Origin of the sequence: Pedobacter roseus, from assembly GCF_014395225.1 — a bacterium.
Lineage (GTDB): Bacteria > Bacteroidota > Bacteroidia > Sphingobacteriales > Sphingobacteriaceae > Pedobacter > Pedobacter roseus.
In genome coordinates this window covers 2,341,002-2,363,323 of the sequence record NZ_CP060723.1, presented here as the reverse complement: position 1 = coordinate 2,363,323, position 22,322 = coordinate 2,341,002, and the positions used below count along the sequence as shown (strand labels likewise).

19 protein-coding genes are annotated in these 22,322 nt (G+C 36.9%); 3 read left to right on the top strand and 16 right to left on the bottom strand.

Annotation, left to right across the window (positions count from 1 at the left end; translation table 11 throughout):
• Window positions 1-87: 87 nt before the first annotated feature.
• From H9L23_RS09920 to H9L23_RS09870, 11 genes are all read right to left on the bottom strand, one after another.
• Entirely contained in the window at window positions 88-618 is a 531-nt protein-coding gene (locus H9L23_RS09920) for a DUF3347 domain-containing protein (protein ID WP_187594809.1), read from the bottom strand.
• A 97-nt stretch (window positions 619-715) separates the two neighbouring features.
• Window positions 716-1,267, bottom strand: coding sequence for a hypothetical protein (locus H9L23_RS09915; RefSeq protein ID WP_187594808.1), 552 nt, complete (start codon window positions 1,265-1,267; stop codon window positions 716-718).
• Window positions 1,268-1,420: 153 nt separating this feature from the next.
• The gene (locus H9L23_RS09910) at window positions 1,421-1,942 is read right to left on the bottom strand and encodes an outer membrane beta-barrel protein (RefSeq protein WP_187594807.1); all 522 of its coding nucleotides are present in this window, start codon (window positions 1,940-1,942) and stop codon (window positions 1,421-1,423) included.
• Window positions 1,943-2,060: 118 nt separating this feature from the next.
• Window positions 2,061-2,990 carry a tRNA (adenosine(37)-N6)-dimethylallyltransferase MiaA gene (gene miaA, locus H9L23_RS09905; protein WP_187594806.1) on the bottom strand — a complete coding sequence of 310 codons (930 nt, stop codon included), beginning with the start codon at window positions 2,988-2,990 and terminating at the stop codon, window positions 2,061-2,063.
• Window positions 2,990-3,772 (bottom strand): PDDEXK family nuclease, encoded by a 783-nt coding sequence (locus H9L23_RS09900; protein ID WP_187594805.1) that lies wholly within the window; start codon window positions 3,770-3,772, stop codon window positions 2,990-2,992. Before H9L23_RS09900 ends, miaA begins: the two co-directional genes overlap by 1 nt.
• A gap of 53 nt (window positions 3,773-3,825) precedes the next feature.
• The gene (locus H9L23_RS09895; protein WP_187594804.1) at window positions 3,826-4,188 is read right to left on the bottom strand and encodes a hypothetical protein; all 363 of its coding nucleotides are present in this window, start codon (window positions 4,186-4,188) and stop codon (window positions 3,826-3,828) included.
• 53 nt (window positions 4,189-4,241) lie between these two features.
• Window positions 4,242-5,336, bottom strand: a complete 1,095-nt coding sequence (locus H9L23_RS09890) for an MBL fold metallo-hydrolase (protein ID WP_187594803.1) — start codon at window positions 5,334-5,336, stop codon at window positions 4,242-4,244.
• A 135-nt stretch (window positions 5,337-5,471) separates the two neighbouring features.
• Window positions 5,472-6,998: a SusD/RagB family nutrient-binding outer membrane lipoprotein gene (locus tag H9L23_RS09885; RefSeq protein WP_187594802.1), complete on the bottom strand. Its 1,527-nt coding sequence runs from the start codon at window positions 6,996-6,998 to the stop codon at window positions 5,472-5,474.
• Window positions 6,999-7,008: 10 nt separating this feature from the next.
• Complete coding sequence (locus H9L23_RS09880) at window positions 7,009-10,314, bottom strand: SusC/RagA family TonB-linked outer membrane protein (RefSeq protein WP_187594801.1); 3,306 nt, start codon at window positions 10,312-10,314, stop codon at window positions 7,009-7,011.
• 274 nt (window positions 10,315-10,588) lie between these two features.
• Window positions 10,589-11,743 carry a FecR family protein gene (locus H9L23_RS09875; RefSeq protein WP_187594800.1) on the bottom strand — a complete coding sequence of 385 codons (1,155 nt, stop codon included), beginning with the start codon at window positions 11,741-11,743 and terminating at the stop codon, window positions 10,589-10,591.
• Between the two features lie 144 nt (window positions 11,744-11,887).
• Window positions 11,888-12,475 (bottom strand): RNA polymerase sigma factor, encoded by a 588-nt coding sequence (locus H9L23_RS09870; protein ID WP_187594799.1) that lies wholly within the window; start codon window positions 12,473-12,475, stop codon window positions 11,888-11,890.
• Window positions 12,476-13,155: 680 nt separating this feature from the next.
• On the opposite strand from H9L23_RS09870, the gene H9L23_RS09865 reads away from it, so the two are divergent.
• Window positions 13,156-14,172, top strand: coding sequence for a LacI family DNA-binding transcriptional regulator (locus H9L23_RS09865; RefSeq protein ID WP_187594798.1), 1,017 nt, complete (start codon window positions 13,156-13,158; stop codon window positions 14,170-14,172).
• A 21-nt stretch (window positions 14,173-14,193) separates the two neighbouring features.
• Here H9L23_RS09865 and H9L23_RS09860 read toward each other — a convergent pair whose 3' ends face one another.
• Window positions 14,194-15,126: a helix-turn-helix transcriptional regulator gene (locus tag H9L23_RS09860; protein ID WP_187594797.1), complete on the bottom strand. Its 933-nt coding sequence runs from the start codon at window positions 15,124-15,126 to the stop codon at window positions 14,194-14,196.
• 99 nt (window positions 15,127-15,225) lie between these two features.
• Between H9L23_RS09860 and H9L23_RS09855 the strand changes: the two genes are divergently transcribed.
• Both H9L23_RS09855 and H9L23_RS09850 read left to right on the top strand, forming a co-directional pair.
• Complete coding sequence (locus H9L23_RS09855) at window positions 15,226-17,298, top strand: TonB-dependent receptor plug domain-containing protein (RefSeq protein ID WP_187594796.1); 2,073 nt, start codon at window positions 15,226-15,228, stop codon at window positions 17,296-17,298.
• Between the two features lie 27 nt (window positions 17,299-17,325).
• Window positions 17,326-18,396, top strand: coding sequence for an HmuY family protein (locus H9L23_RS09850; RefSeq protein ID WP_187594795.1), 1,071 nt, complete (start codon window positions 17,326-17,328; stop codon window positions 18,394-18,396).
• Window positions 18,397-18,594: 198 nt separating this feature from the next.
• Here H9L23_RS09850 and H9L23_RS09845 read toward each other — a convergent pair whose 3' ends face one another.
• From H9L23_RS09845 to H9L23_RS09830, 4 genes are all read right to left on the bottom strand, one after another.
• Window positions 18,595-18,774 (bottom strand): hypothetical protein, encoded by a 180-nt coding sequence (locus tag H9L23_RS09845; RefSeq protein ID WP_010602585.1) that lies wholly within the window; start codon window positions 18,772-18,774, stop codon window positions 18,595-18,597.
• A gap of 184 nt (window positions 18,775-18,958) precedes the next feature.
• Complete coding sequence (locus H9L23_RS09840; RefSeq protein WP_187594794.1) at window positions 18,959-19,543, bottom strand: biliverdin-producing heme oxygenase; 585 nt, start codon at window positions 19,541-19,543, stop codon at window positions 18,959-18,961.
• Window positions 19,544-19,629: 86 nt separating this feature from the next.
• Entirely contained in the window at window positions 19,630-20,049 is a 420-nt protein-coding gene (locus H9L23_RS09835; RefSeq protein ID WP_187594793.1) for a response regulator, read from the bottom strand.
• Between the two features lies 1 nt (window position 20,050).
• A complete protein-coding gene (locus H9L23_RS09830; RefSeq protein WP_187594792.1) occupies window positions 20,051-22,264 on the bottom strand; it encodes an ATP-binding protein in 2,214 nt (737 codons plus the stop codon).
• Between the last annotated feature and the right edge of the window lie 58 nt (window positions 22,265-22,322).

Genomic DNA, 22,322 nt, shown 5'->3' with positions numbered 1-22,322 from the left:
TACATGCATAACAAATCTGTTAAATTAATATGAATAATTGGTCAAAATGACGTAACAATCATGCTTAATTATACAGCCTTTGAAATTTTATTTTGCCTTGATCTCCTCCGCCACTCTCCCGCACTCCAGCATTTCATTACCATAATAAGGATTTTTGATTTCCTTTTCGGTTGATAACCAGTCGCCTCCATCACCTTTATTGGCCATAGGACAGTGCTGAACATAAATTGTGCCTTTTTCTATTTCGGCTCCTTTAAGCAAGGCGATTAAATCGGCGCTTAAAACAGTAAAATCTTTTCGTTGCGAAACAAGATTATTGCTCGCTGAAATTTTACCTGCTACAGCTGCTGTAGGTTCGCAGCCTTTGTATCCAGCCAAACTGGTTTGTAATTGCGCAGCCGATTTTTGGGCACTTGCCGAATCTGATTTTACCAGGGCATCTTTTAAAACCACATATTGGTTAAAAATTTCCGATTTCTTTTTGTCTTTTATTGCTACTTCATTCTTAACTGCAACCGAATCTGTTTTTGTTGAATCTTTGCTTTCTGTAGAATTTTTATTTGCCTGGTTGCAGGCCATTAAAGCAGTAAGTATTGCTATTCCGAATATTCTTTTCATTGTATTTGGTTTTCGGCTCAAAATAGCAATTAAAATATTAAATCAATAAAAAAGTCCCGATTTTCATCGGGACTCTCAGGATATTATGATGTTTTAATTATAATTTGAAATTATATCCCAGTCTAAGGTTAAACTGTCCTGTTTTCATAAAGTAAAGATCAGAAGCGCTATTGTTTACATAACCTTCATATTTTACACCAAGATCCAAACCGTTTTTCCATTCATAACCTAAACCACCGGTATAAATAAAGTTCATGTTTGCACCATCTTTAATGGCCAATCCAGATCCAAGTTCAGTGCTTAAATACATTCTTTCGATCGGAAATACCCTAACACCTCCTAATAAAGGAATAAATTCGAATTTAAGCGGACTTGCTTTCCATTTTAATCTGGTATAACCACCAGAAGCTGTAAGCGCTACGTAAGGACTTAAATCATACTGAAGTCTTACATCTGCACCATAACCATAATCCATTTCAGAACGGTCAGGAAACAATCCACCATTTACGCCTACACCAACTTTGAAAGCCATGCCGCTTCCGGTTGTCATTGGCTGTGTCGAATCCATTGTTTGTGCTTTTAAATTTGAAGTGGTTAAAATTGCAAGTGCAGTTAAGCTTGTTGCAAAAAGTTTAGTAATTGTTTTCATTGTCAGATATTTTAAGTTATTAATTAAGGGTTTAGGTCATATACGTTAAAATATCATTTATGGATTTTTATATTTTCATTTTTTTCAGAATCTTATGAAATAAAAAAGCCCCCTTAAATAAGGAGGCTTTCTATATCATTTGGAATTAGCTGTTTACAAGCTGAATCCGTAAGCTAAACGCAGGCCTACATAACCTGTGCTACCACCATCTCTGGATAAGCCTTCATATTTAAGACCTAAATCTAATCCGTTGCTCCATGCATAACCAACAGCTGGTGAATACACAAAAGAAGTTTTGCTACCTTCGTTTGTACCGAAACCAGCACCTAGCTCAGCTAAACCATAGATTCCAGAACCAGATTCATTAAAGAAGTACTTAACACCAGCTTTAACAGGAATATACCCAAAGTCTACACCATCAACTGTAATATTACCAACAGTAATATCCTTAGCTAAGAAACGTGTGTAACCAGCAGTTACAGGGATTGATAGTTGTTTATCGATATCAAATTGATAGCGTAAATCTGCACCAAGGGCTACATTGTATCCATCACTGGTAGGTATACCGCCTATAATTCCTATTCCTAATTTTTGTGATTGTGCATTAGCATTGGTAGAAAAGAATAATGCCACTACAGCTGCTGAAGTAGCAATGATTTTAGTAATTGTTTTCATTTTAAGGATGATTTTTGAGTTAAACTAATATTGCTTCAACAAACACAAAGGTTGTGCCAAAAGGGTTTTACTGATACAATTTAACTCATAATCCAACGTTAAGATGACTGATCTTTTTTTAATTGATCGGCGCTGAAACTTTTTCGATTACCAGCTGTTTTAAATGGTTTGTTGGTGCAGCCGCATCAAGCCAGATAACGTTTACATTGTCCTTTTCCATTTTCCTGAAAAACGTATTTTGCCTTTTGGCATACTGGCAAATGGCGATGCCCAGGTTAAGTTTTAACTCCTCTAAGGTAAACAGCCCATCCAGGTAATTTACAATAAACTTATATTCCAATCCGTAAAAAATCAAAACCTCTTTGCTGATCCCCTCTTTAAGCAGTTGCTCAACTTCTTCAATCAACCCGGCCTTGAATCTTTCTTCCAGTCTGGCAAGGATTTTAGCCCGGGTGATTTCCACCTCATTCTTTAATCCAAAAATGATGGGTTTAATCTCCGGTCTTTCAACTGTTTCCAACTCATGGTCTTTTAAATAATCAGCTATTTCCAAGGCCCTGATCAACCTCTTCTTTGAAGATAAATCAACGTGATCTGTATTTTGATTGTTATTATTTAGTAGTTTCAGTACAAGCTCTTCTTTAGATAATAAATCCAGCTGATCCCTTAATTCCTGATTAACGGGTACTGACGTAAAAGTTTGATTTTGAAGTAAGCTATGGATGTACATTCCTGTACCGCCACAGAGAATAGGGATTTTTTGTTTAGCGTTGATGGTTTCAAAAGCTTTAAAAAAATCGTTTTTAAAAGCATCTACATGGTAACGCTCACCTGGTTCTAAAATATCGATTAAATGAGACGGAATAATTTCTTCGTTTATCTCATATTCCTGCAGGTCTTTACCCGTACCAATATCCATGCGTTTAAAAACCTGACGGCTATCGGCACTGATAATTTCTCCACCTAAGGCCTCTGCAACCTGCACGGCAAGTTTTGTTTTACCGGATGCTGTTGCACCTAAAATAATGATGAGGTTATGCTGAGCCATTAAAATTTGAGAATAAATTTTAAACTTCCTGTATTGAACACTTCTTTGGCTGAAAACTGATTATCTTTTTTAAGCCGACGGTTTAAATTTTCATCGAGACTGTAAATCTGAGGTTCCAGAGTGGTCGTTTGCATAAACCCTAAGGTAAGGTAGGCCTCTCCTGCCGACCAATCGCGGTCCGCATAGGTCATCACATCATTTGGCTGATGGTTTTCTGCAAAATAAGTAATCAGTTTGCTTAATCCACCGGTAATGGAATAACCCGCTTTAACGGCAAACCTGATCAGTTCTGCAGATCTGTAGTTTTCGCCATGGTTCATTTTCCGCAATGCAGAAAAGGTGGCAACGGCAACGAGATTTTCTTTTTCGAATAAACCAATTTTATAACGACTGCTTACTGGTCCCTGCAGGTGATTTTCATTCAAAAAAGCGTCAGCAAGGGGTTTTGTTATTTTAGAAGCCTTCGTTTTACGACCATGAATCCTGGTATTCTGCCCAAGCAATGATTTTATCCTGGACAAAACCTGATCAGGCCTTGACAGCCAAACATCTTCCCAAAGATGAATGAGTTTGCTGTTTTTTTGCTGATAATTTTCCTGAAGTTTGATTAAATCACCGGGTTGAAACTGATTATTTAATTCGACCATATTGACAATCAGACTTTTACCTACTTGCACCAGTTGAAATTCTTGCTCCAAAAAAAAATGGCACTCAATTTTATGTTCAGCCAATGCTAAACTTAATTGATGATGCCAGTTGTAATCAGGATTTAAAATGTTCAATCAGCAGAAGGTTATGGAGAAAAATTATCTGCCGCAAATTTAACATCAAATTTCTAAATCCATTCTTTTTCTTTAAAGTTGGTATGTATAATTTCGATCAAAGTTTCTACTTCCTTCAATTTAGTATCATCCAACTGCGCAATTTTTAATCCGGCGATATTTTCACCGAAAGAAGTAAGCTGTTGGTTGGTTGTAGAAAATTCGCTTGTATTCACCTTAACTTCTACCTCGTTCCCATTAATATAAACACCAGCAAAAAAACGTTCAGTAACCTTTTCACCGTTTAACTCCATGTTTTTCTCGCTATACAAATCGTAGCCGGTTTCGGAGTTTTCGTGTACTGTATATCCCCTCGTAGCGTAAGGTTGTATGCCTGCCCTAATGGTTTGAAAAATTTCTACAAGATCAGTTTTCATAATTCGATTTGAGTTTAGAAATTAAACACCTATACTAGATTATTGTTTAGTTTTTATTCTGTTAACCACCATTTCTCGGTAGGGAAATTTACATTTAATACAACGGTTTCGCCTAATTTTGGTGTTATTAATGGAAAAGCTTTTGCTGATGCTGCCGCAACAACACGTTGCACAGGCTCATTCCATGGGTGCATGGCCAGGCTAAATTTACCCCAATGAACAGGCATTAATACCTTAGCTTTTAAATCGATGGCGGCTTGCACGGTATCTTCTGGAAACATGTGGATATAAGGCCAATATGCATTATACTGACCGCATTCTAACAAAGCGAGATCAAAAGGTCCATATTTCTCTCCTATTTCTGCAAAATGTGTATCGTAGCCTGAGTCGCCGCCCAAAAACAATTTAAAGTTGGCCGTTTGCAATACGAAGGCTGACCAAAGGGTCTGATTTCTTTTAAATTTCCTACCTGTAAAATGCCTTGCAGGAACAGCGGTGAATTCAAGATTATTGGATAATTTAATTGATTGGTTCCAACTTAATTCATTGATCTTTTCTGTTTTAATTCCCCACCTTTCTAAATGCGAACCAACGCCTAAAGAAGTGATTATATTTTTAACCTCCGGCGCAATTTTCAGGATACTTTGATAATCCATGTGATCGTAATGATCGTGTGTAATCACCAATACGTCAATATCCTTAAAATCTTCGGCTTTAACCACATCCGTTCCTTTAAAAGCTTTACTGCCAATGAAGGAAAAAGGTGATGGTGTGATGCTGAAAACCGGATCGACCAAAATTCTTAATCCATCTACTTTAATCAGGTAAGAAGAATGACCGAACCAGATGATTTCGGGAGCATCGCTTTTTGGCTTTCCTGAGATATCGGGCGTTACAAAAGGGAGTGCTTTATCGGGCGATTTATTGGGATGTTTTTCGAAAAAGAAGGCCTTTAAAATTTTAAAAAAGCTTACACCTTCAGGCTGCATTGGCGTAAAAGAAAGATTTTGCAATGCGCCATCCCTATAATTGGGTAAATGTTGGATTTTAGCCAGGCGCTGTCCTTTTGGTAAGCGGCCAAAAACGGGAAGATTGGTGATGATCAAAAAAACGGTCACCAGAAAAATTACGATGTAAACTGCGGTCATTCAATTTAAAATAAAGTAAGGTTTGCCATTAAAAAACAGCTTTCAAATATACATGACGTACGAACAGTTTTTTTACTTTAAATATTACAAAAAAAAGTCCTTCCGGATTAGGAAGGACTTTGAGAAGCGTGAAATTTATTTTAAAAGCCACATTATACCATCTGTTCTATCATTTCCATCATATTGCCTGTTCAATGCAGTTTTTAGATTTTCCAAATTGTAATTATATTCTTCACTTGGATAAGTATAACGAACAGGAATATTGTTTTTATCAAAGGGATTGGTGCTTGTTGCCGGATTAACAGGTAATTTCGGATAACCAGACCTCCTGAATTCATAATAAGCATCATAAGGATATTGCATAAAGTACATTAAATACTTTTGAATTGAAATCTGCTTCAATTGCTTATCCGAAACTGCAGAAAAGGCAACGTTTATGTCGGTAAGGTAACTTCCAATGTATGCTGGTGTAATCTTTTTACCACTATGGTATTTCACATCATCAGGTGTAACATTTACAACAAAATTCATAGCCTGTTTTACACCTTCTTCGTAATAATTTTTAGCCGTTCCGGTTGCCCAACCTCTTACAATGGCCTCTGCAATAATAAAATTCTGTTCAGCAAAGCCTATGCGCACCAAAGGTTCGCCAGAGGCGTAACCCGTATAGCGCAAATTAAGCTGTGAATACTTTTTAGACGTGTAGGCCGCAGATACACTAGAAAATACAGCTGTTGGATCGATGCCTATATATGCATCAGCATCGCCGGGTAATTTTCCTTCTGTTTGTACTTTATATACCGATGGTGCAGCGTAGTAAAACAACCTGTAATCGTTATATTTTTTCAAAGTATCTGTCATTACAGAAGAAACCATAGCATAACTCGTAAACTTACTAATCGTACTATTGAACCAGTAAATTTGGTTTGCTTTATCAGAAAACACCAATTGTAGGTTATCACTGTTGCTGCGTAATAAAGGTTGGGTGGCTAAAATCTGTGCGAAGGTTTCTTTAATTTTTAAATCAGGATCGGCTTCTTTTTTAGATAGACTGATTAATACTTTTAAGCGGAAAGCATTAACAACCCTTCTCCAGTTATCTACATTACCATTAAAAACAGGATCGCCGGTAAAGTTTTTCGCTGCTGCAAAAGAATTTGCCGAGGTTTCTAAATCTTTTAATACTTGTTGCATAACCTGCTTTTGAGTGTCGTATTTGGGCTGTGTATTTCCTGTTTCGCCATTCAATGCTTCCGAATAAGGGATATCTCCTACACTTAACGATAAATAATATAGTTTATAGGCTTTAATAAACATACCCAAACCGGTATAAGCAGGTTTATCAGCATCTGCCGCTGCATTGATCATTTTTTGAACATTGGTTAATATTGTTATGGTACCAAAACCTGCACTTCCGTAATTATTGTACTGTTCGCCCTGTGGCAGTTCGCCCCAAGCCATTTGTTTACTGGTCATTGCCGAAGATGTTTTATTTCCTTCAGATGGCCGGGTAATGTTTAAAATCAGGTTGGTAGCTAATAAAGAAGCTGTGGTAGTAACAGGCGAATTTGGGTTGGTATTGATTTCATCAAACTTTTTACACGATTGAAAAAGTATTAAGCTCATCAGCACCAAAAAGAATATTTTATGATATGATTTCATTTTCGTTGTTTTAAAAGTTAGCTTTTACATTAAAACCCATATACCTTATTGAAGGTGAATTCAGGTCATCTCCTCCAACATCGGGATCTGAGAATTTCCACTCTTTAGTCCACAATAACATGTTTTGACCAACAAAGCCTATAGATGCACTCTTCATTCCCGCGTGTTTGATGAATTTTGCTGGAATATTATAGGTTAAGGAAAGCTCCCTTAACTTAAAGAAGGTTTGGGTAAAATAATCCTGTACACCACGGTAGTTTCTAGAATAATCCTCATACGATATAACATCGGTACTTGGTGCAAAAACACGGGTATCAGTAAGAATATTACCGTAAGTATCTCTGGTTGTTGTTCCTGAAACTACTTTTACACCATCAAGTTTAAAAGTTTCTTTGCCATTTACAACTTCATCATATCTCCAGCTGTTATCACTATCTATATGAGTACCCGAGCTCCACATGTAACCCACCATATTATTGTAGGCCTTACCACCAACTCTTCCATCAAATGAAAAAGCTAAACTCAGGTTTTTATATTTAAAGGTATTGTTAAAGCCCCATATCCAATCAGGATCTGAATAGCCCAATACTGTAGCACGTGGACTATCAGTAGGATATCCGTTTTGTAAAATTAGTTGTCCGTCTGGTGCCCTGTCATATTCGTTTCCGCTTACCCAGTCGTACCGGCTACCTTCAGTAACCCAATGTTGTTTACTTGAATATACAGGATCCAATTTGCCATAATAACGTCTGTTTGTCGACCAGTTTAATCCCGTATTCCAACTAAAATTACCAGTAGATATTATCGTTCCATCAGCCGATAACTCGACCCCTTTTCTTTTCAACTGCTCATTTGTATTAATCAGTACGCTGCCAAAGCCAGAACTACTGCTTACCGTTGATAAAATTGCTCTATTGTAATATAAGGTGTTAAAATAGGCTGCATCGAAATGTACTTTATTTTTTAAGAATGCGAAAGCTGCACCATATTCATAACTCCTATTGGTTTGTGGTAAAATATCTGCCCCTCTAATTGAAGTTGGATAACTGCTTGTGCTTGCTCCATTCCAAACGTTAGTATTAATATTGTAGCTGTTGTTTAAGTCATAAATACCTAGATCAAATTTTGTTTTCGTCCATGATCCGCGTACTTTGGCCATATCTACCCATACCGGAAACTTGATTAATTCAGAAATAATTAAACTGCCCGAAACCGATGGATAAAAGAAAGAACGTTGTTGTGAAGATAAGGTAGACGACCAGTCGTTTCGACCGGTTATATCTACAAAAGCGATGTTTTTATAAGAAAATGAGGCTTTTCCATAAAAACTATTCACTTGTTTTTTGCCAATTTGATTGTCCTTTTCAGCTATTTTGTAATAGGATGTACTTTTAACCGGATCTACAGAGGCTGCGAGCGCGTAGAAACCTGGCACTGTTATTCCATTCTGGGTTTCTACATTAAGGTAATTTTTCTCTCTATAATATATTGATCCGCCTATTAAGCCATCAACCCGAAAATCGCCAAGTTTTCCATTAGCCGTTAATATTAAATCGTTATTAATGTTAAATGCATCGGTTTTAGCTATACTATAATAACCTTTTTTATTCCAGCCACCTACTGCACTAATGGCATTTCTATATTCGTTGGTTTGTGAATAGGTATCAATACCGGAGCGGAGAATAGCCTTAAACCAAGGCCTAATGTCATAGCTCGCATTAATATATCCGTTAGTTAGGTTATAATCGTCGCTGCGCAAAATTTCGTTAGCAATAAAGTAAGGATTATCATACCAGGTATTTTCCATCCAGTTTTGCAGTATATTTTCTTTACCGGCAACCCAATAATTTTTATAATCATGTACATCGTATTCTGTTCCAGACCATACCACCAGGTTATATAAATATCCGCCACCGCCGTAGCCTGTTCCTATATTATTGGGGAAATACCTTTTATTAAAAGTAAAACCACCGTCTAAACTAAAATTACCTGCTTTTATATCGCCGGAGATACTGGCAATAATTTTATTCAGTTTGGTGTTTGGATATTGTCCCTGATTATATACATGAGAAAATGAAGCTCGCATACTTCCGTTTTTACCGGATTGACTGATGCTCAAATTGTTATTTAAAATAAAACCCTGTTGTAAAAAATTGGCCAAATTATCTTTTCCTTTTGATACCAGAGGCATTTCTTCAAATTTGTATGTACTGGGATTGTATTGACTCGCTGTTCTGCCAATATCCAGTTTATCTCCCCAAACATAATCTCCTACGCCATACTTTCCTCCGCTACCAGAACTATAGGAAGATTGCACCTCAGGAAAGGCCAAAAAACCAGACGAAAACATGTTACTGCTATTAAAACCTACCACGAGCCCTCCTTCTTTATTTCCCCGTTTGGTGGTTACCATAATTGCACCGTTACCACCTCTGTTGCCATATAAGGCAGACGCAGTCGCACCTTTTAAAACACTGATATCTAAAATATCATCAGGTGAAATATTGTCGATTGATAAACTGGTGTACGGAACCCCGTCAACAACCAGTAATGCGTTAGCGCCACGAAGTTCAATGGAAGGATTAGCCGCAAACTCTGTGCTGTTTTTTATATTTAAGCCCGCTACTTTCCCGGTTAAAGATGTGGCTACATTTACCCCTTTGGCCGATGTTAATGTATTACCTTCTACTTTTTGTACCGCATAACCTAAAGATTTCTCGGAACGTTTTATACCTAAAGCGGTAACCACCACATCGGTTAAATTACTTACAGCGGGTACTAAAGAAATGTTGTAATTTTTACTATCTCCTACAATAATTTCCTGAGAAGTGTAACCAATGTATGAAACTATTAAGGTTGCGCCAATTTGTACATTTAAAGAGAACATACCGTTTGCATCAGTAGTTGCGCCTACCTTTGAATCTTTTATCAAAATACTTGCTCCTACAATTGGCTGACCAGTTTCGTCAGTTACTTTTCCGTTTATGATTTCAAAAAAAACCGACTTATATACAATATCATCGATCTTTTTTCTCAACACTACCGTTTTATCGAATATTTTATAACTGAGTGGTTGATTTTTGAGGCATAAATCCAAAACCTGCTCAATAGGCACATTTACAACATTAACAGTAACTTTCTGCGTTTTAGAGAGTTCAAGATCATCATATAAAAAAACATATTGACTCTGTTTCTCTATCGATTTAAATATGACATCCATCGAGGCATTTTTCTGCCTCAATGTAATGTTCTGACTGTAAACACCTGCACTTACCTGGCAGAGGCTTGCCAATAAAAGTATCGTTGTTAGTTTCATCACCAATATAATTTGGTTTGATTTACACCACATCTTAAATGAGGTGCTAAAAGGGATAAAAAAATTCATAAACTGAATCTAGGGGTTAAAACATTATAGCTTAGATAACTTATTGTTCTCCTAATGCGGATTTATCGGCACAGGCAGTCAATCCTAAAAGCGGCTGATGAAGTGGTACGAACACTTCATGCTTTTCAGGAAATTTAATTTTGAATGGTTTTGGTATTATTTCTTCATTTTAGTTTTTTTTGAGTTTGGTTTGGTTATTTGTTTGTTATTTAGGGTTTACCGTAATTTGGTTATGTTGTATCTGACAATGAATGCCAGAGAAAGAAAGCATCTCTATCAGTTTTGTGGCATTAATGCTTCTGGGTATTTTGCCCGTATATTGTTTGGTTGGAATGGTGCCATTATAAATCACATCGGTATTATACCAGCGCGAAACCTGCCTCATTACCGACTGAAGATCTGATTTTTCGAACTGAAAATAACCGTTTTTCCACGCGATTATGGCCTCAAGATCTTCCACTTCCTTGATTTTAATCAGCTCAGATTTTTCATTGATATTTGCTTGCTGTCCGGGTTTAATAAGTACTTTTTGGTTGCCCCGCTTAATTTCGATACTTCCTTCCAGTAAGGTTGTACGCTGATATTCTTCATCGTCGTAGGTATTGATGTTAAAATGCGTTCCAAGCACTTTAATTTCAGATTGATCGGTATGAACGATAAAGGGTTTAGCTTTATTTTTCGCGACTTCAAAATAAACCTCACCCCTAACCTCTACTTTGCGTTCGGCGCCTGTAAATGCCGTTGGAAACTTAATCGATGAGCCTGCATTTAACCAGGCTTCTGTTCCATCAACCAATACTAAATGATACTGTCCGCCACGCGGGGTAATGATGGTGTTAATGGCTGTAGATTTTGGGTTCGAACTGCCGGTAAAACGGTAAATCAACTCGCCACTTTTAGTTTTAACAACTTTTACTCCTGATTGATCTGCGATCTGCCCGTCAGAAGTTTTGTTCAGGATAATTTGCGATCCATCGGCCAGTAACAATACGGCATTATTGCCCCCCGGAATTATATTTGTTTTTTTACTACTATATGAAACATGCTTAGGAACAGCGTCGGTTTGTTTTATATAAAGGTAAATTCCGGCAAGCAGAACCAATAAAACAACTGCAGCTTTAAAAAATTGCGCGTAAAACAATTTTCGCAGCTTTGGCTTTTGCCTGCTTTTCTTTTCATCAATTTTTGAAGTAATATTTTTTAAAATCAGCTTTTTGGTTTCTTCCTGTTTAAATTGATCTTGCGCCAGCACCTCACCATTTATACTTTCATACCATTCTTCTACCGCCTTTTTCTCTTCAGTACTGGCCGTTTGGTTATTGTATTTTTTGATTAAAAATTTAATTTCGTCTTGATTCAAAATAGTTGCTTTTATAGGGTTATACGGTTAGGTTAGAAAAAGTACCATACGATTTTTCATATTATCAAAAATTAATTTCAGCGATAGCCTGAATGATTGCTCAATGCATTTTTTCGCTTAGGTGCAATTAAGAAAAGGGCGGATTTAAAGGTGTTTGGAGATCAGCAGGGCGAGCATAATTAATGAAGAATCATAGTCTTTTACCCTGGTTCGTAAGCGTTGATAAGCCATTTGGAGCTGGTTTTTAACCGTCTGTTCTGATAATGATAAATCTTCGGCAATTTGTCTGATGGAAAGATCATCTTCCTTTTTAAGCAGGTAAATTTCCTTCATACGTAGCGGCATACGCTCAATTTCGGTATCAATAATGGTTTTAAGCTCTTTTTCGAGCATACTATTTTGAGAATACAAATCAGAAGGAGCTGTAACCGAAGCCACACTTACGGCATACCTCAAACGTACTTCATCTTTTTCGTAAAGTTTTAAAATTTTATTGCGGAGAATGGCGAATAAATAAGCCAGCACGCTACCTTCAGCGTCCAAAAACTCTATTTTATCCCAAAGACTTACAAATACATCCTGCACCAAGTCCTGGGCGATTTCGTTACAGTGTACCTTTTTACAGGCCTGTTTATAAAGTGTATTCCAATAAGCATCGAATACCAGGTTGAATGCCTTATCTTTATTCAACTTTACCAGAAGAAAAAAATTACTTTCTAATTCTCCGAACATATACAAAATCTGGCGACAACTATAAGGGTTTTAAAAACTGACAAAGAAAGCGCATCATTATTAACCCTGTGTTAAATCTAATGAAACATTAATACCGTTTATTTAAACAATTTTTTATTGTAGATAAGGATTCTAATTAATAAATGGATTGAGTTTGTTTGACGTAAAGTTTGGGACTTTATTTATCCTTATTGTATGGTTTATCTATTTGGTTAAAAACGACCAAAGGTATATATAATTCTAATAGCTGTTTTCAATAATTTGATTCTGAAATACAATCATAAAAACAAGTAAATTTTATACCTTTGATATGGGTTAACATATAGCTTAGATAACTTATTGTATCCTGCTTGCAGGAATATAACCCATTTAACGAGGAGTGGTACGAACACTTCTCGTTTTTTATTTTAAATACCCCTCAAAAATGAGGGGCATTTTTGTTAATCATTGGGGGTGTGCCTTTATTAATAAGCATTAATTTTATGCTACCTTTAATTTATAAATTATTTTCTATCTGTAAATTTGATCTTATTGATATCAGAAATTTGTTCGTTTTGTTTCCCGAATGTATTGATATTTATAAGTTGGAGAAAAGAAATGAGGAAAAAAAACAACGCAAACGTTTGATTAATTTTGTAATATTACATATTGAAGAAATTTAATGTAGTTTAGCACTTACAATGCAATCGAAGCCAACCACAATCAAAGAAATAGCCAGGATTTTAAATATTTCACCTTCCAGTGTTTCAAGGGGATTACATGATCATCCCAGTATTGGAGCAGTAACAAGAGAGAAAATTAAACAACTGGCCAAGTCTCTAAATTATGAGCCCAATAACGCTGCAATCCTTTTTCAGAAAGGTAAAACCTATACCATTGGTGTAATCTTACCTGAGCTTTCTGAGCATTTTTTTTCTATCGCCATATCAGCAATTGAAGATGAGGCGATCAAGAAAAACTACACCGTTATTTTTGCCCAGTCGCACGATAATTACGAGCAGGAAGTAAAACTCGTCGAAAAAATGAAAAATCAGCGCGTTGATGGTTTACTGGTATCCATTAGTAAAGACACCTCAAAATTTGATCATTTTGAGAAACTAAACTCTTTTAATATCCCGGTGGTATTTTTCGACCGCATCCCTCCTTTTAAAAATGTACATTATGTTGCCTGCAGTTTAGAAAGTGCAACCATAAAAGCAGTTAATTACCTGCTCAAAAAAGGCCATAGAAGTATTGGTATGATCAATGGTCCAAGTACTTTATATGCCAGTGAAGAACGTAAAGATGGTTATATGCAGGCCATTAACTTTAACCGTTTAAAGTTTGATCCTTCATTGGTTGTGAATTGCGATTTAACCGAGCAAGGTACCATAGAGGCAGCTGATCAATTTTTAAACCATAAAAGAAAACCCACCGCAATTGTAGCGTTTAACGATTATGTAGCGCTTTTCCTGATCAAATATTTTAAAAAGCTAAATGTGATCAATGATTTTGATGTGGTGAGTTATGCCAACCTACCCATTATCAGTTACCTGGATAATTCGCCTGTAGCATCGGTAGAACAATACCCATATTTACAGGGACAAAAAGCGGCAAACATCCTGCTAGATCTGATCCACAGTCCAAATTCCGAGAACCAGGCGTATTACAATACCATTGTAGAATCAGACCTGATTGTAAACGAAGTAAAAGAGTAAACAAACGTTTGCGCTGAGTTTTTAATTTTTATTTAAACTGCCCGGCAAAATATGGTACTTCTTTTTAAAGGCTGCAATAAAATGTTGTGCATTTTTATATCCTACTAAAAAGGAAACTTCGTTTACACTCTTTTTTTCTTTAGATAGGAAATAGTGCGCCTTTTCCATCCTGATTTTATACAGGTAACCAAATACCGTATGTCCTGTTAACTCCTTAAAGCCTTTTTTGAGTTTGTAATCGTTAATGCCAACTTTACGCGAAAGTTCGATCAGCGAACTTGGCTTTTGCAGGTTATGCTCTACCAGTTGCTTCGCCAGCATAATTTTATTGATATCCTCCTGCTTAAAAGTAATATTTTGCTTTTCCTGGTGCTGGTTGAGGTACACGATAATCAGCTCAAATATCCTGGCCTCCAAAAACAATCGTTTAGCCCTCCCCTCGTGTTTATAATTAATAATATGCGCTAATATTAAGCTGGTTTCTGGTTTAATGGGATGCTGCATCCATTTTGGCAAAAGATCAAAGGGTTCAATAGCGGTTACCTTGTTAAAATAGCTAGCGGTGAACTGTATATAAAGAAGTTTGCTTTGTCCGGTAGCCCTAAATGTGATCATATCCAGACAACCCAAATTAATATCCTGTTCGTTCTTATTAAGAGAGCAGAACTTATCCTGCGAAACACCAGACCGATAAGCAATTGAACCATGAAGACAAAATAAAAAGCCGACATGCTGCTGGCTGGATTCAAAAATGAAATCTTCGGGTAAATCGGAGTCCATTTCTATTAAGCTAATATGAATCCCTTTAAACCATTTTTCTGTTACCGCTAAGCGGGCTTTATCATTTCTATACTCAGCAACTGTTTCGCCAATGGCATCGCCGACTTCAAAATTATCGGGATAAGTTTTTTTGTAAATGATATTTCCGTTTGTTGAGCGCTTAAGTTCCATCATGATTTAATCCGTTTGGCGGTATTAATTATCCGTTTAACGTTATCTGCTTTTGGTGAATATGTACAAATTTGCATAATTATTTATAATTAGTCTAAATAAATGAAGATATATTTATCAATTGCTTTATCGCTTTGCGGATTTGTTACTGTGGCTCAGGAAATTAAAGTTGATACAACTAAGGCAAATGATTTGAAAGACGTGGTTGTTACCGGGCAGTATGGTCCACAAACTTTGAGGAACTCTGTTTACAACATCAGAACCATTACAGCAGAACGGATAAAATTAAGAGCAGCTACCAACGTGCAGCAGGTTTTAAATACCGAATTGGGTTTCCGTTTTAGCAATGATTTAACATTAGGCACTACTGATATCCAGTTGATGGGCATGACAGGAAGGAATGTTAAAATACTTTTAGATGGAATACCTATGGCAGACCGATCGGATACCAGGGAAAGCTTAAACCAGATCGATATCAATACGATTGAACGGATTGAGATTGTGGAAGGGCCAATGTCGGTGGTTTACGGTGCAGATGCACTGGCGGGCGTCATCAATATTATTACTAAAAATCCTGCGAAATCATTATTGAATTTATCAGCAAGGGTTCAGGAAGAATCTGCAGGCAATGAGTATGAGGCTTTATCAGGAAAAGGAAACCACATCCAAAATTTCAGTGCCAGCTGGAAAAACAGCCATTGGAGTGCATTGGCAGGTTTTACCCATAACGATTTTGGGGGCTGGAATTTAGCCAGTAAAACGGCTACAATAAGCGAAGTTGCCGCAGTTACCAACCGATGGAAACCCAAAGAACAATATCTGGGCAATACCAAAATCGGCTACCGCAATAACAATTTCAGCATCTGGTACCGATTGGATGGGTTAAAAGAAGATATCGATGTACGTAATGGACTTAACCCCAATACTTACAAGGGGTTATTGCAAACCTATACTACTCATCGGTATACGCAGCAGCTTCAATCTGAATACAAAATCAGCAATAAGCTACAATTGTCGGCTATTGCAGGTTATACCAATCTCGAACGCGCCACCAGAACGGTTATTCATGATTTCACAAACAATACCGAAGAATTTTCAACTGGTGCCGGTGAACAGGATATTGCAAAATTTAATACTACCAATTTTAGGGCTACAGCCATTTATAGCTTAAATCAATTGGTTTCTTTTCAACCTGGTTTCGAATACAACAGAGATGCAGCCAGCGGACAAAGAATTAAAGGATCACCAGTAATTAATGATTATGCCGCATTTATTACCGCTGAAATTAAGTTAGGTAATGGAGTAAATATCAGACCTGGATTGAGATTCATCAAAAATTCCATTTATGACGCCCCTCCTGTAATTCCATCGTTAAATGCCAAATTTATCTTATCCCAAAATCTTGATCTGCGTTTAGCTTACGCAAAAGGCTTCCGCTCTCCTGCCCTTAGAGAACTATATTATGATTTTGTTGATGCGAGCCATAAAATTTTAGGAAATCCTGATTTAAAGGCAGAAGAATCGAACAGTTTCAATGGCTCTTTGGTTTGGTCGGCTATTCACCACACTGATGTAGAATTACGCTCAACCTTAACCGGTTTCTATAATTTGGTAAACAACAGGATTGATTTTGCGACCTCTCCAACAGATAATACGGTAACTACGCTTGTTAATATTTCGAGGTATAAAACCACAGGAGGTACGCTGGATAATGTTTTTACCTATAAAAAGAATCTTCAGGCCTCACTTGGTATATCTTACATAGGCAGGTATAGTGGTTTCAGTGGTGATAATAATATTGAGATACCTGAATTTGTATGGGCGACCGAAATCAACTCGAACATCATCTATACATTCCCAAAAATACGTGGCAGCGTCAGTTTATTTTACAAATACACGGGTAGCTTACCAAGCTATCAACTTTCAACGGAGAATAGTATTAACACCATAAAATTAACAAAGATCGGCGATTTCCATACTGCTGATATCATGCTGAATAAAAACCTGTTCCGCTCTATAACTGTGAATGCAGGTATTAAAAACCTACTCAATGTTACTCAATTAACCAATACCTCAACAGTAACGGGTGGTGCACATAGTTCGGGCGGTGCCGTACCCTATAGTTATGGCAGATCTTATGTACTGGGGCTAAGTTATAACCTGGATGTACTTTAATCATAAAACAATATAATTACAATAAACATGAACAAATTTAACTCAATGATCACTGTCGCGCTTTTGGCGGTAACCTTTACAGCTTGTAAAAAAAATTCGGATGAACCTATTGTGGTTGTTCCACCATCTGATGGCAATACTTTAACGCTTAACGGCCTGGTGGGAACTGAACTGGGAAGTGCTGCAGGAAATAGTGTTTATTTAGATTTTAGTGCAGATAAACAAACTTCGGTAGCGCGATCATCATGGGATTTAGGTTTTTACAGTGGCGCTGATTTCAGGGTAATAATAAATAATACCACAGGTGCAGGTGCAAAGGTAATTACCGCATCTAATGCAAGTCTTGCTACAGTAAGTGAAGCAGATACCTTGGGTTTAACGCTAGCTGTTAATCAGGCCAACCCTGCAAACACTGATTTTGCTTATTTCGATGCAATTAACGGCAATCTTTCAAACACCGTAATTCCGGCAGTTTCTGCTACTGCTGCTGACAATAAAATTATAATTTTAAACCGTGGTACCGGTGGCGGTATTGCAGCAAGATCATGGATTAAACTTAAAGTAACCAGAAATGCATCCGGAGGATATACTTTGCAATATGGTAAAATTAAAGAAACTACAAATTTCACCACCGTTGATATTCCAAAGGATGCAAACTTTGATTTCAAATTCGTTTCGCTTACCAATGGCGCAATTGTTAATGTGCAGCCTGAGAAAGCTAATTGGGATCTGGTTTGGACTTACTCTGTATATCAAACCTTATTCTCAAATGTTTTGGTACCCTACAATTTTTCAGACCTGATTTTCCTGAACAACTTAAACGGCGTGAGCGCTGGTGTGGTAGCCACGAGTACCGTGAGTTATGCTGACTTTAAAGAATCGAACATTAGCGCTGTAAATTTTAAAAACGAAAGAACTGCTATAGGTTCAGATTGGAGAAGCACTTCACCTGCAACAGGCGTTAAAATAGATATTTTTTACGTCATAAAAGATGTTGCGGGCAATGTTTACAAATTAAAATTCATTTCGATGGGTGCCGGAGATGCAGGTACCCGCGGTAAACCGGTAATTGATTATAAACTGGTTAAAAAAGGATAATATTCTGAAACACCTGCGAAGTTTAATGAGCAATACGTTTATTAGACTTTGCAGGTTAAAAAAAATATGTTTTGTTAGTTGGATAAGAGCTCTCCGCGATGGGGAGCTTTATCTTTTTAAAAGCTTTTCAAAAGTATCTATAAACGCAAAAAGGGGCCTGGCATACCAGAACCCTTTTTGTTTCTTACTCGCGAAATATTATTTTCCAGAGTTTTTCTTGTCAGTTACTTCTGCACGGATTTCTTGTGCTAAAACTTTAAGATCTTGCATTGCTTTACGCACACGAGTACCAGCAGCTGCATTGCCAGCATTATAAAATTTTTCTACATCTGCTTCAATAGCAGCAACAGCAGCTTTAACTTTTGAGAATTTTTCCATCGCTAATTGATGTTTTTAAGGTTTAAAAAATTTATTTTTTCAATAATACATATTTACCTTGAATTAACAACAGAAAGCAAATATTTATTTGAAAGAAGTTTTGCACATTTTCACAATCAAAAAAAAATGCCCTGGCACTATTGCAGGCCCATTTTTTACATTTCGGAGATCAAAATCAGCAAGACTAACTGAGTTGTTTTGATAAGTTGATCAGGTTATTGAAGGTTTTGTTGGCACTGTTGATGCAACGCTCGTAATCGGCCTCTTCTACACGTTCGTTCAATACAGAAACGAATTTTTTCCATTTTGTACTCAACTCTTCCCCGTAAACGCCATAATAATTTAGACCGCCATCCTGATCTTTAAAGTTTGGATTGGCTAAAATATGCCTTTTAATTACGTTTCCACCCAATGTAGCGCCTTCAAGCACATATAAAGCGCCTAAAACTTCTGCTGTATTTTTTTGAGGGAGATAAAGTTCGAAATCAAGGCCGGGCAAAGTCAAACTATCAATTCCCCAGTAATTTAAGTCTTTTTCTAATGCAGAAAGTTTTAACCTGCTGTTCATTTCGAGTGCTGCAGCAATATCGGCATCGAGCATATTGGCTAAAGTATTTTCTAATTTCTGATGGATGATATAATTAACGGTTAATAGTTTTTTATACTGTTCAATGCTTAATGAATTGTTCACAATTTCATTTACAAACATCAGCGATTCGAGCGTTTTATGGTTTTCTGCAGTTTCTGTTCTCAATAAATTGGCAATCATATCGTGGTAATATTTTTTTAAAATGATCTTAAAAAGAAAAGATCCGGGTTTAATACCCGAATCTTTCTATAAATGTTTTATAAATTCTAATTTAGCCTTAAATGTTGGTTAAACCAAAAGTCGTGTACAGAATGTACGCATTTCACCAGGTTTTCGTAACCATCAGGTTTGGTTAAATAAGCATTGGCCCCAAATTCAATAGATGCTTTTACATCATCAGGATTATCTGAAGTAGAAAACAAGATTACCGGTATGGTTTTAAGGTAAGGAATATCCCTGATAAATTTTAACAAGTCAAGACCAGATAAACCAGGCAGGTTTAAATCCAGCAAAATCAGTTTAGGCTTAGTTTTACTGTCCGCAAAATTCTGCAGTTTTTGTAAAGCATCTGCCCCATCTTCCACAATGGTTAAATTGAGTGTATCTTTTACTTCTTGTACGGCACTTTGCATAAAAAATGCATAATCCATATCATCCTCAACATAAAATATATCTGGCGTTTTCATTTTATCCGTTTTTAAAAGCTACATAAAAGGTAGAACCCACATTTAACTTACTCTCGAACCAAACCCTTCCGTTGTGTTTTTCTACAACCCTTTTTACAATAGCTAATCCTACTCCTGTTCCTTCAATCTCCTTCACATTGTCCATGCGTTTGAAAAGTTCAAACACCCTGTCGTAATACCGGTTATCAATTCCTATACCGTTATCTTTAATGGCATAAATAATCTCCCCTCCCTCAACAGTCCCGTAAACCTCTATTTTGGGTTTATCCGCCATCATAGAGTATTTAACGGCATTCCCGATCAGGTTCGTAAAAACCTGTGCAATCATTGTTCTGTCGCCTTTTAAGTTAGGTAATTGCCCTAAAATCAGTTCGGAGCTGTCTGCTTTAAAAGCCGTCAACACTTCGTTTTTAATTTCATTTAACAATGAATCCATGTCAACGGTTTCAAAAACGACATCAGAACGTCCAACCCTGGCCAGATTCAGTATTTCTTTAATTAGAAAGTTCATCTTATTGGCACCGTTCAAAATCCTGTCTAACATCTTTCTGCCGCCTTCATCAATGCTTTTATTTTTCAGCAACAGTTCAGCATAGGTTTTGATAGAGGTTAACGGCGTCCTTAAATCGTGCGAAATGGTATAACTGAAGGTATCCAATTCTTCATAAGCTGCTTGTAATTTTTCGTTAAGCTGCCTGATTTCGTTGGCTTTTTTATTGATATCGGTGATGATAATCTCACGGATCCGTAACACAGAAGCAATTTCTTCTGCAAGCCATTTTTCGGAGGTATTATTAACCACCTGCGACCAGATTTCGAAAGATTTCCTTGGTGATAAACTTAACAGGCCATTTTCAGAAGGTGCTGCTGGCTTTTCGGGGTTTCCGGCCCAGTTTACATTGCTGATAATTTCAGGTTTGAACCAGATGATCATTTCTCCCAGCTCTTTGTTTAACGTGCAGGAAAGAATCCCTGCAGCAGTAGATTTATATTTTTTAGCCGGAGAATGGATTTCAGGTAAACGATGTGTGTAATAAATCGACTCGTCGCTGGTATTTTTCAGCCAATGGGAAAGTTCCCATATTTCTTCCGCTGATGGTACATTTCCGATGGTTTTAAGTTCATTTTCGAAAATTATGGCCACACCTCCAGCTTTGGTAACATCTAAAATGTTTGTTTTGTGGGTTGTAATGGCCTCAACCAGGTATTTATCCCGGTCTAAATGCTCTGCGAGTACACTGGCCGTATCTTTAAACTGCTTTATGACTTCTGCATCCTCTTCATCCTGACGGTATTCTAAGGCTGAAGAAAGAATCTGCCCGATTAATTTAGAGCCTTCCCTTGCTTTATAATCAATAAATTTTGAACTATAGTTATGGCAGGCAATTAAACCCCAAAGTTCACCATGAGAAATCAACGATATACTGAAACTTGAGTGCACACCCATATTTTTTAAATATTGAATGTGAATAGGCGATACCGCACGTAATCCTCCGTTTGTTAGATCGAGCGGCTGATCTTCTTTAAAGGTGATAATCTGCGAATCCTGGGCATTTACATTGGCAATTAACCGGGTTAAATTAAGTTTATACAATTCCCTTGCCTGTTTAGGAATATCAGACGCGGGATAATGTAAACCAAAAAAAGGTTCTAAGTTATCTTCCTTTTCTTCAGCTACCACCTCGCCATGACCATCATCTAAAAATTTATAGATCATAATCCGATCGTAATTGATCAGTTTTTTAACTTCAAGTGCGGCACTACTCAATAAAGCAGCAACACTCTTGCCCTGCAGCATGGATGATGCTGAACGGCCTATCGAACTCTGAATATCGTATTGTAAAGTAACGGGTTCAAATTCAAGCAACCAGTTATCATCGGAAGGAGAAATAATCAGGTAAAAAGGGTTTCCGTTAATCTCAACCGGATGAGGACTAATGGCATCGAAACTTTTGCGGATGATGCCCAGCTTCAGCAGATCTTCGATATTAAATTCAGGATTGTGCTGTTGTATTAAATGATTCAAACCGGAGAGCGACTGATTTAAAAGATTTTTTGCCTGTTCTTTTAAAAAATCTCCTGTATTTTCGCTGAGATAAGTAATAGAAAAAGTATTCTTATCAACCGCTATAAGAAAACCATGTGATTGAATTTTACCGGGAATATGAATCGGTTCCCGATCACAATTGGTTAGGTCTACAGAAAATTTAGTCATACGATATATTAATATTGCAAAAATATTAGATTTAACGGGTTAACAAATATTAAGCCTA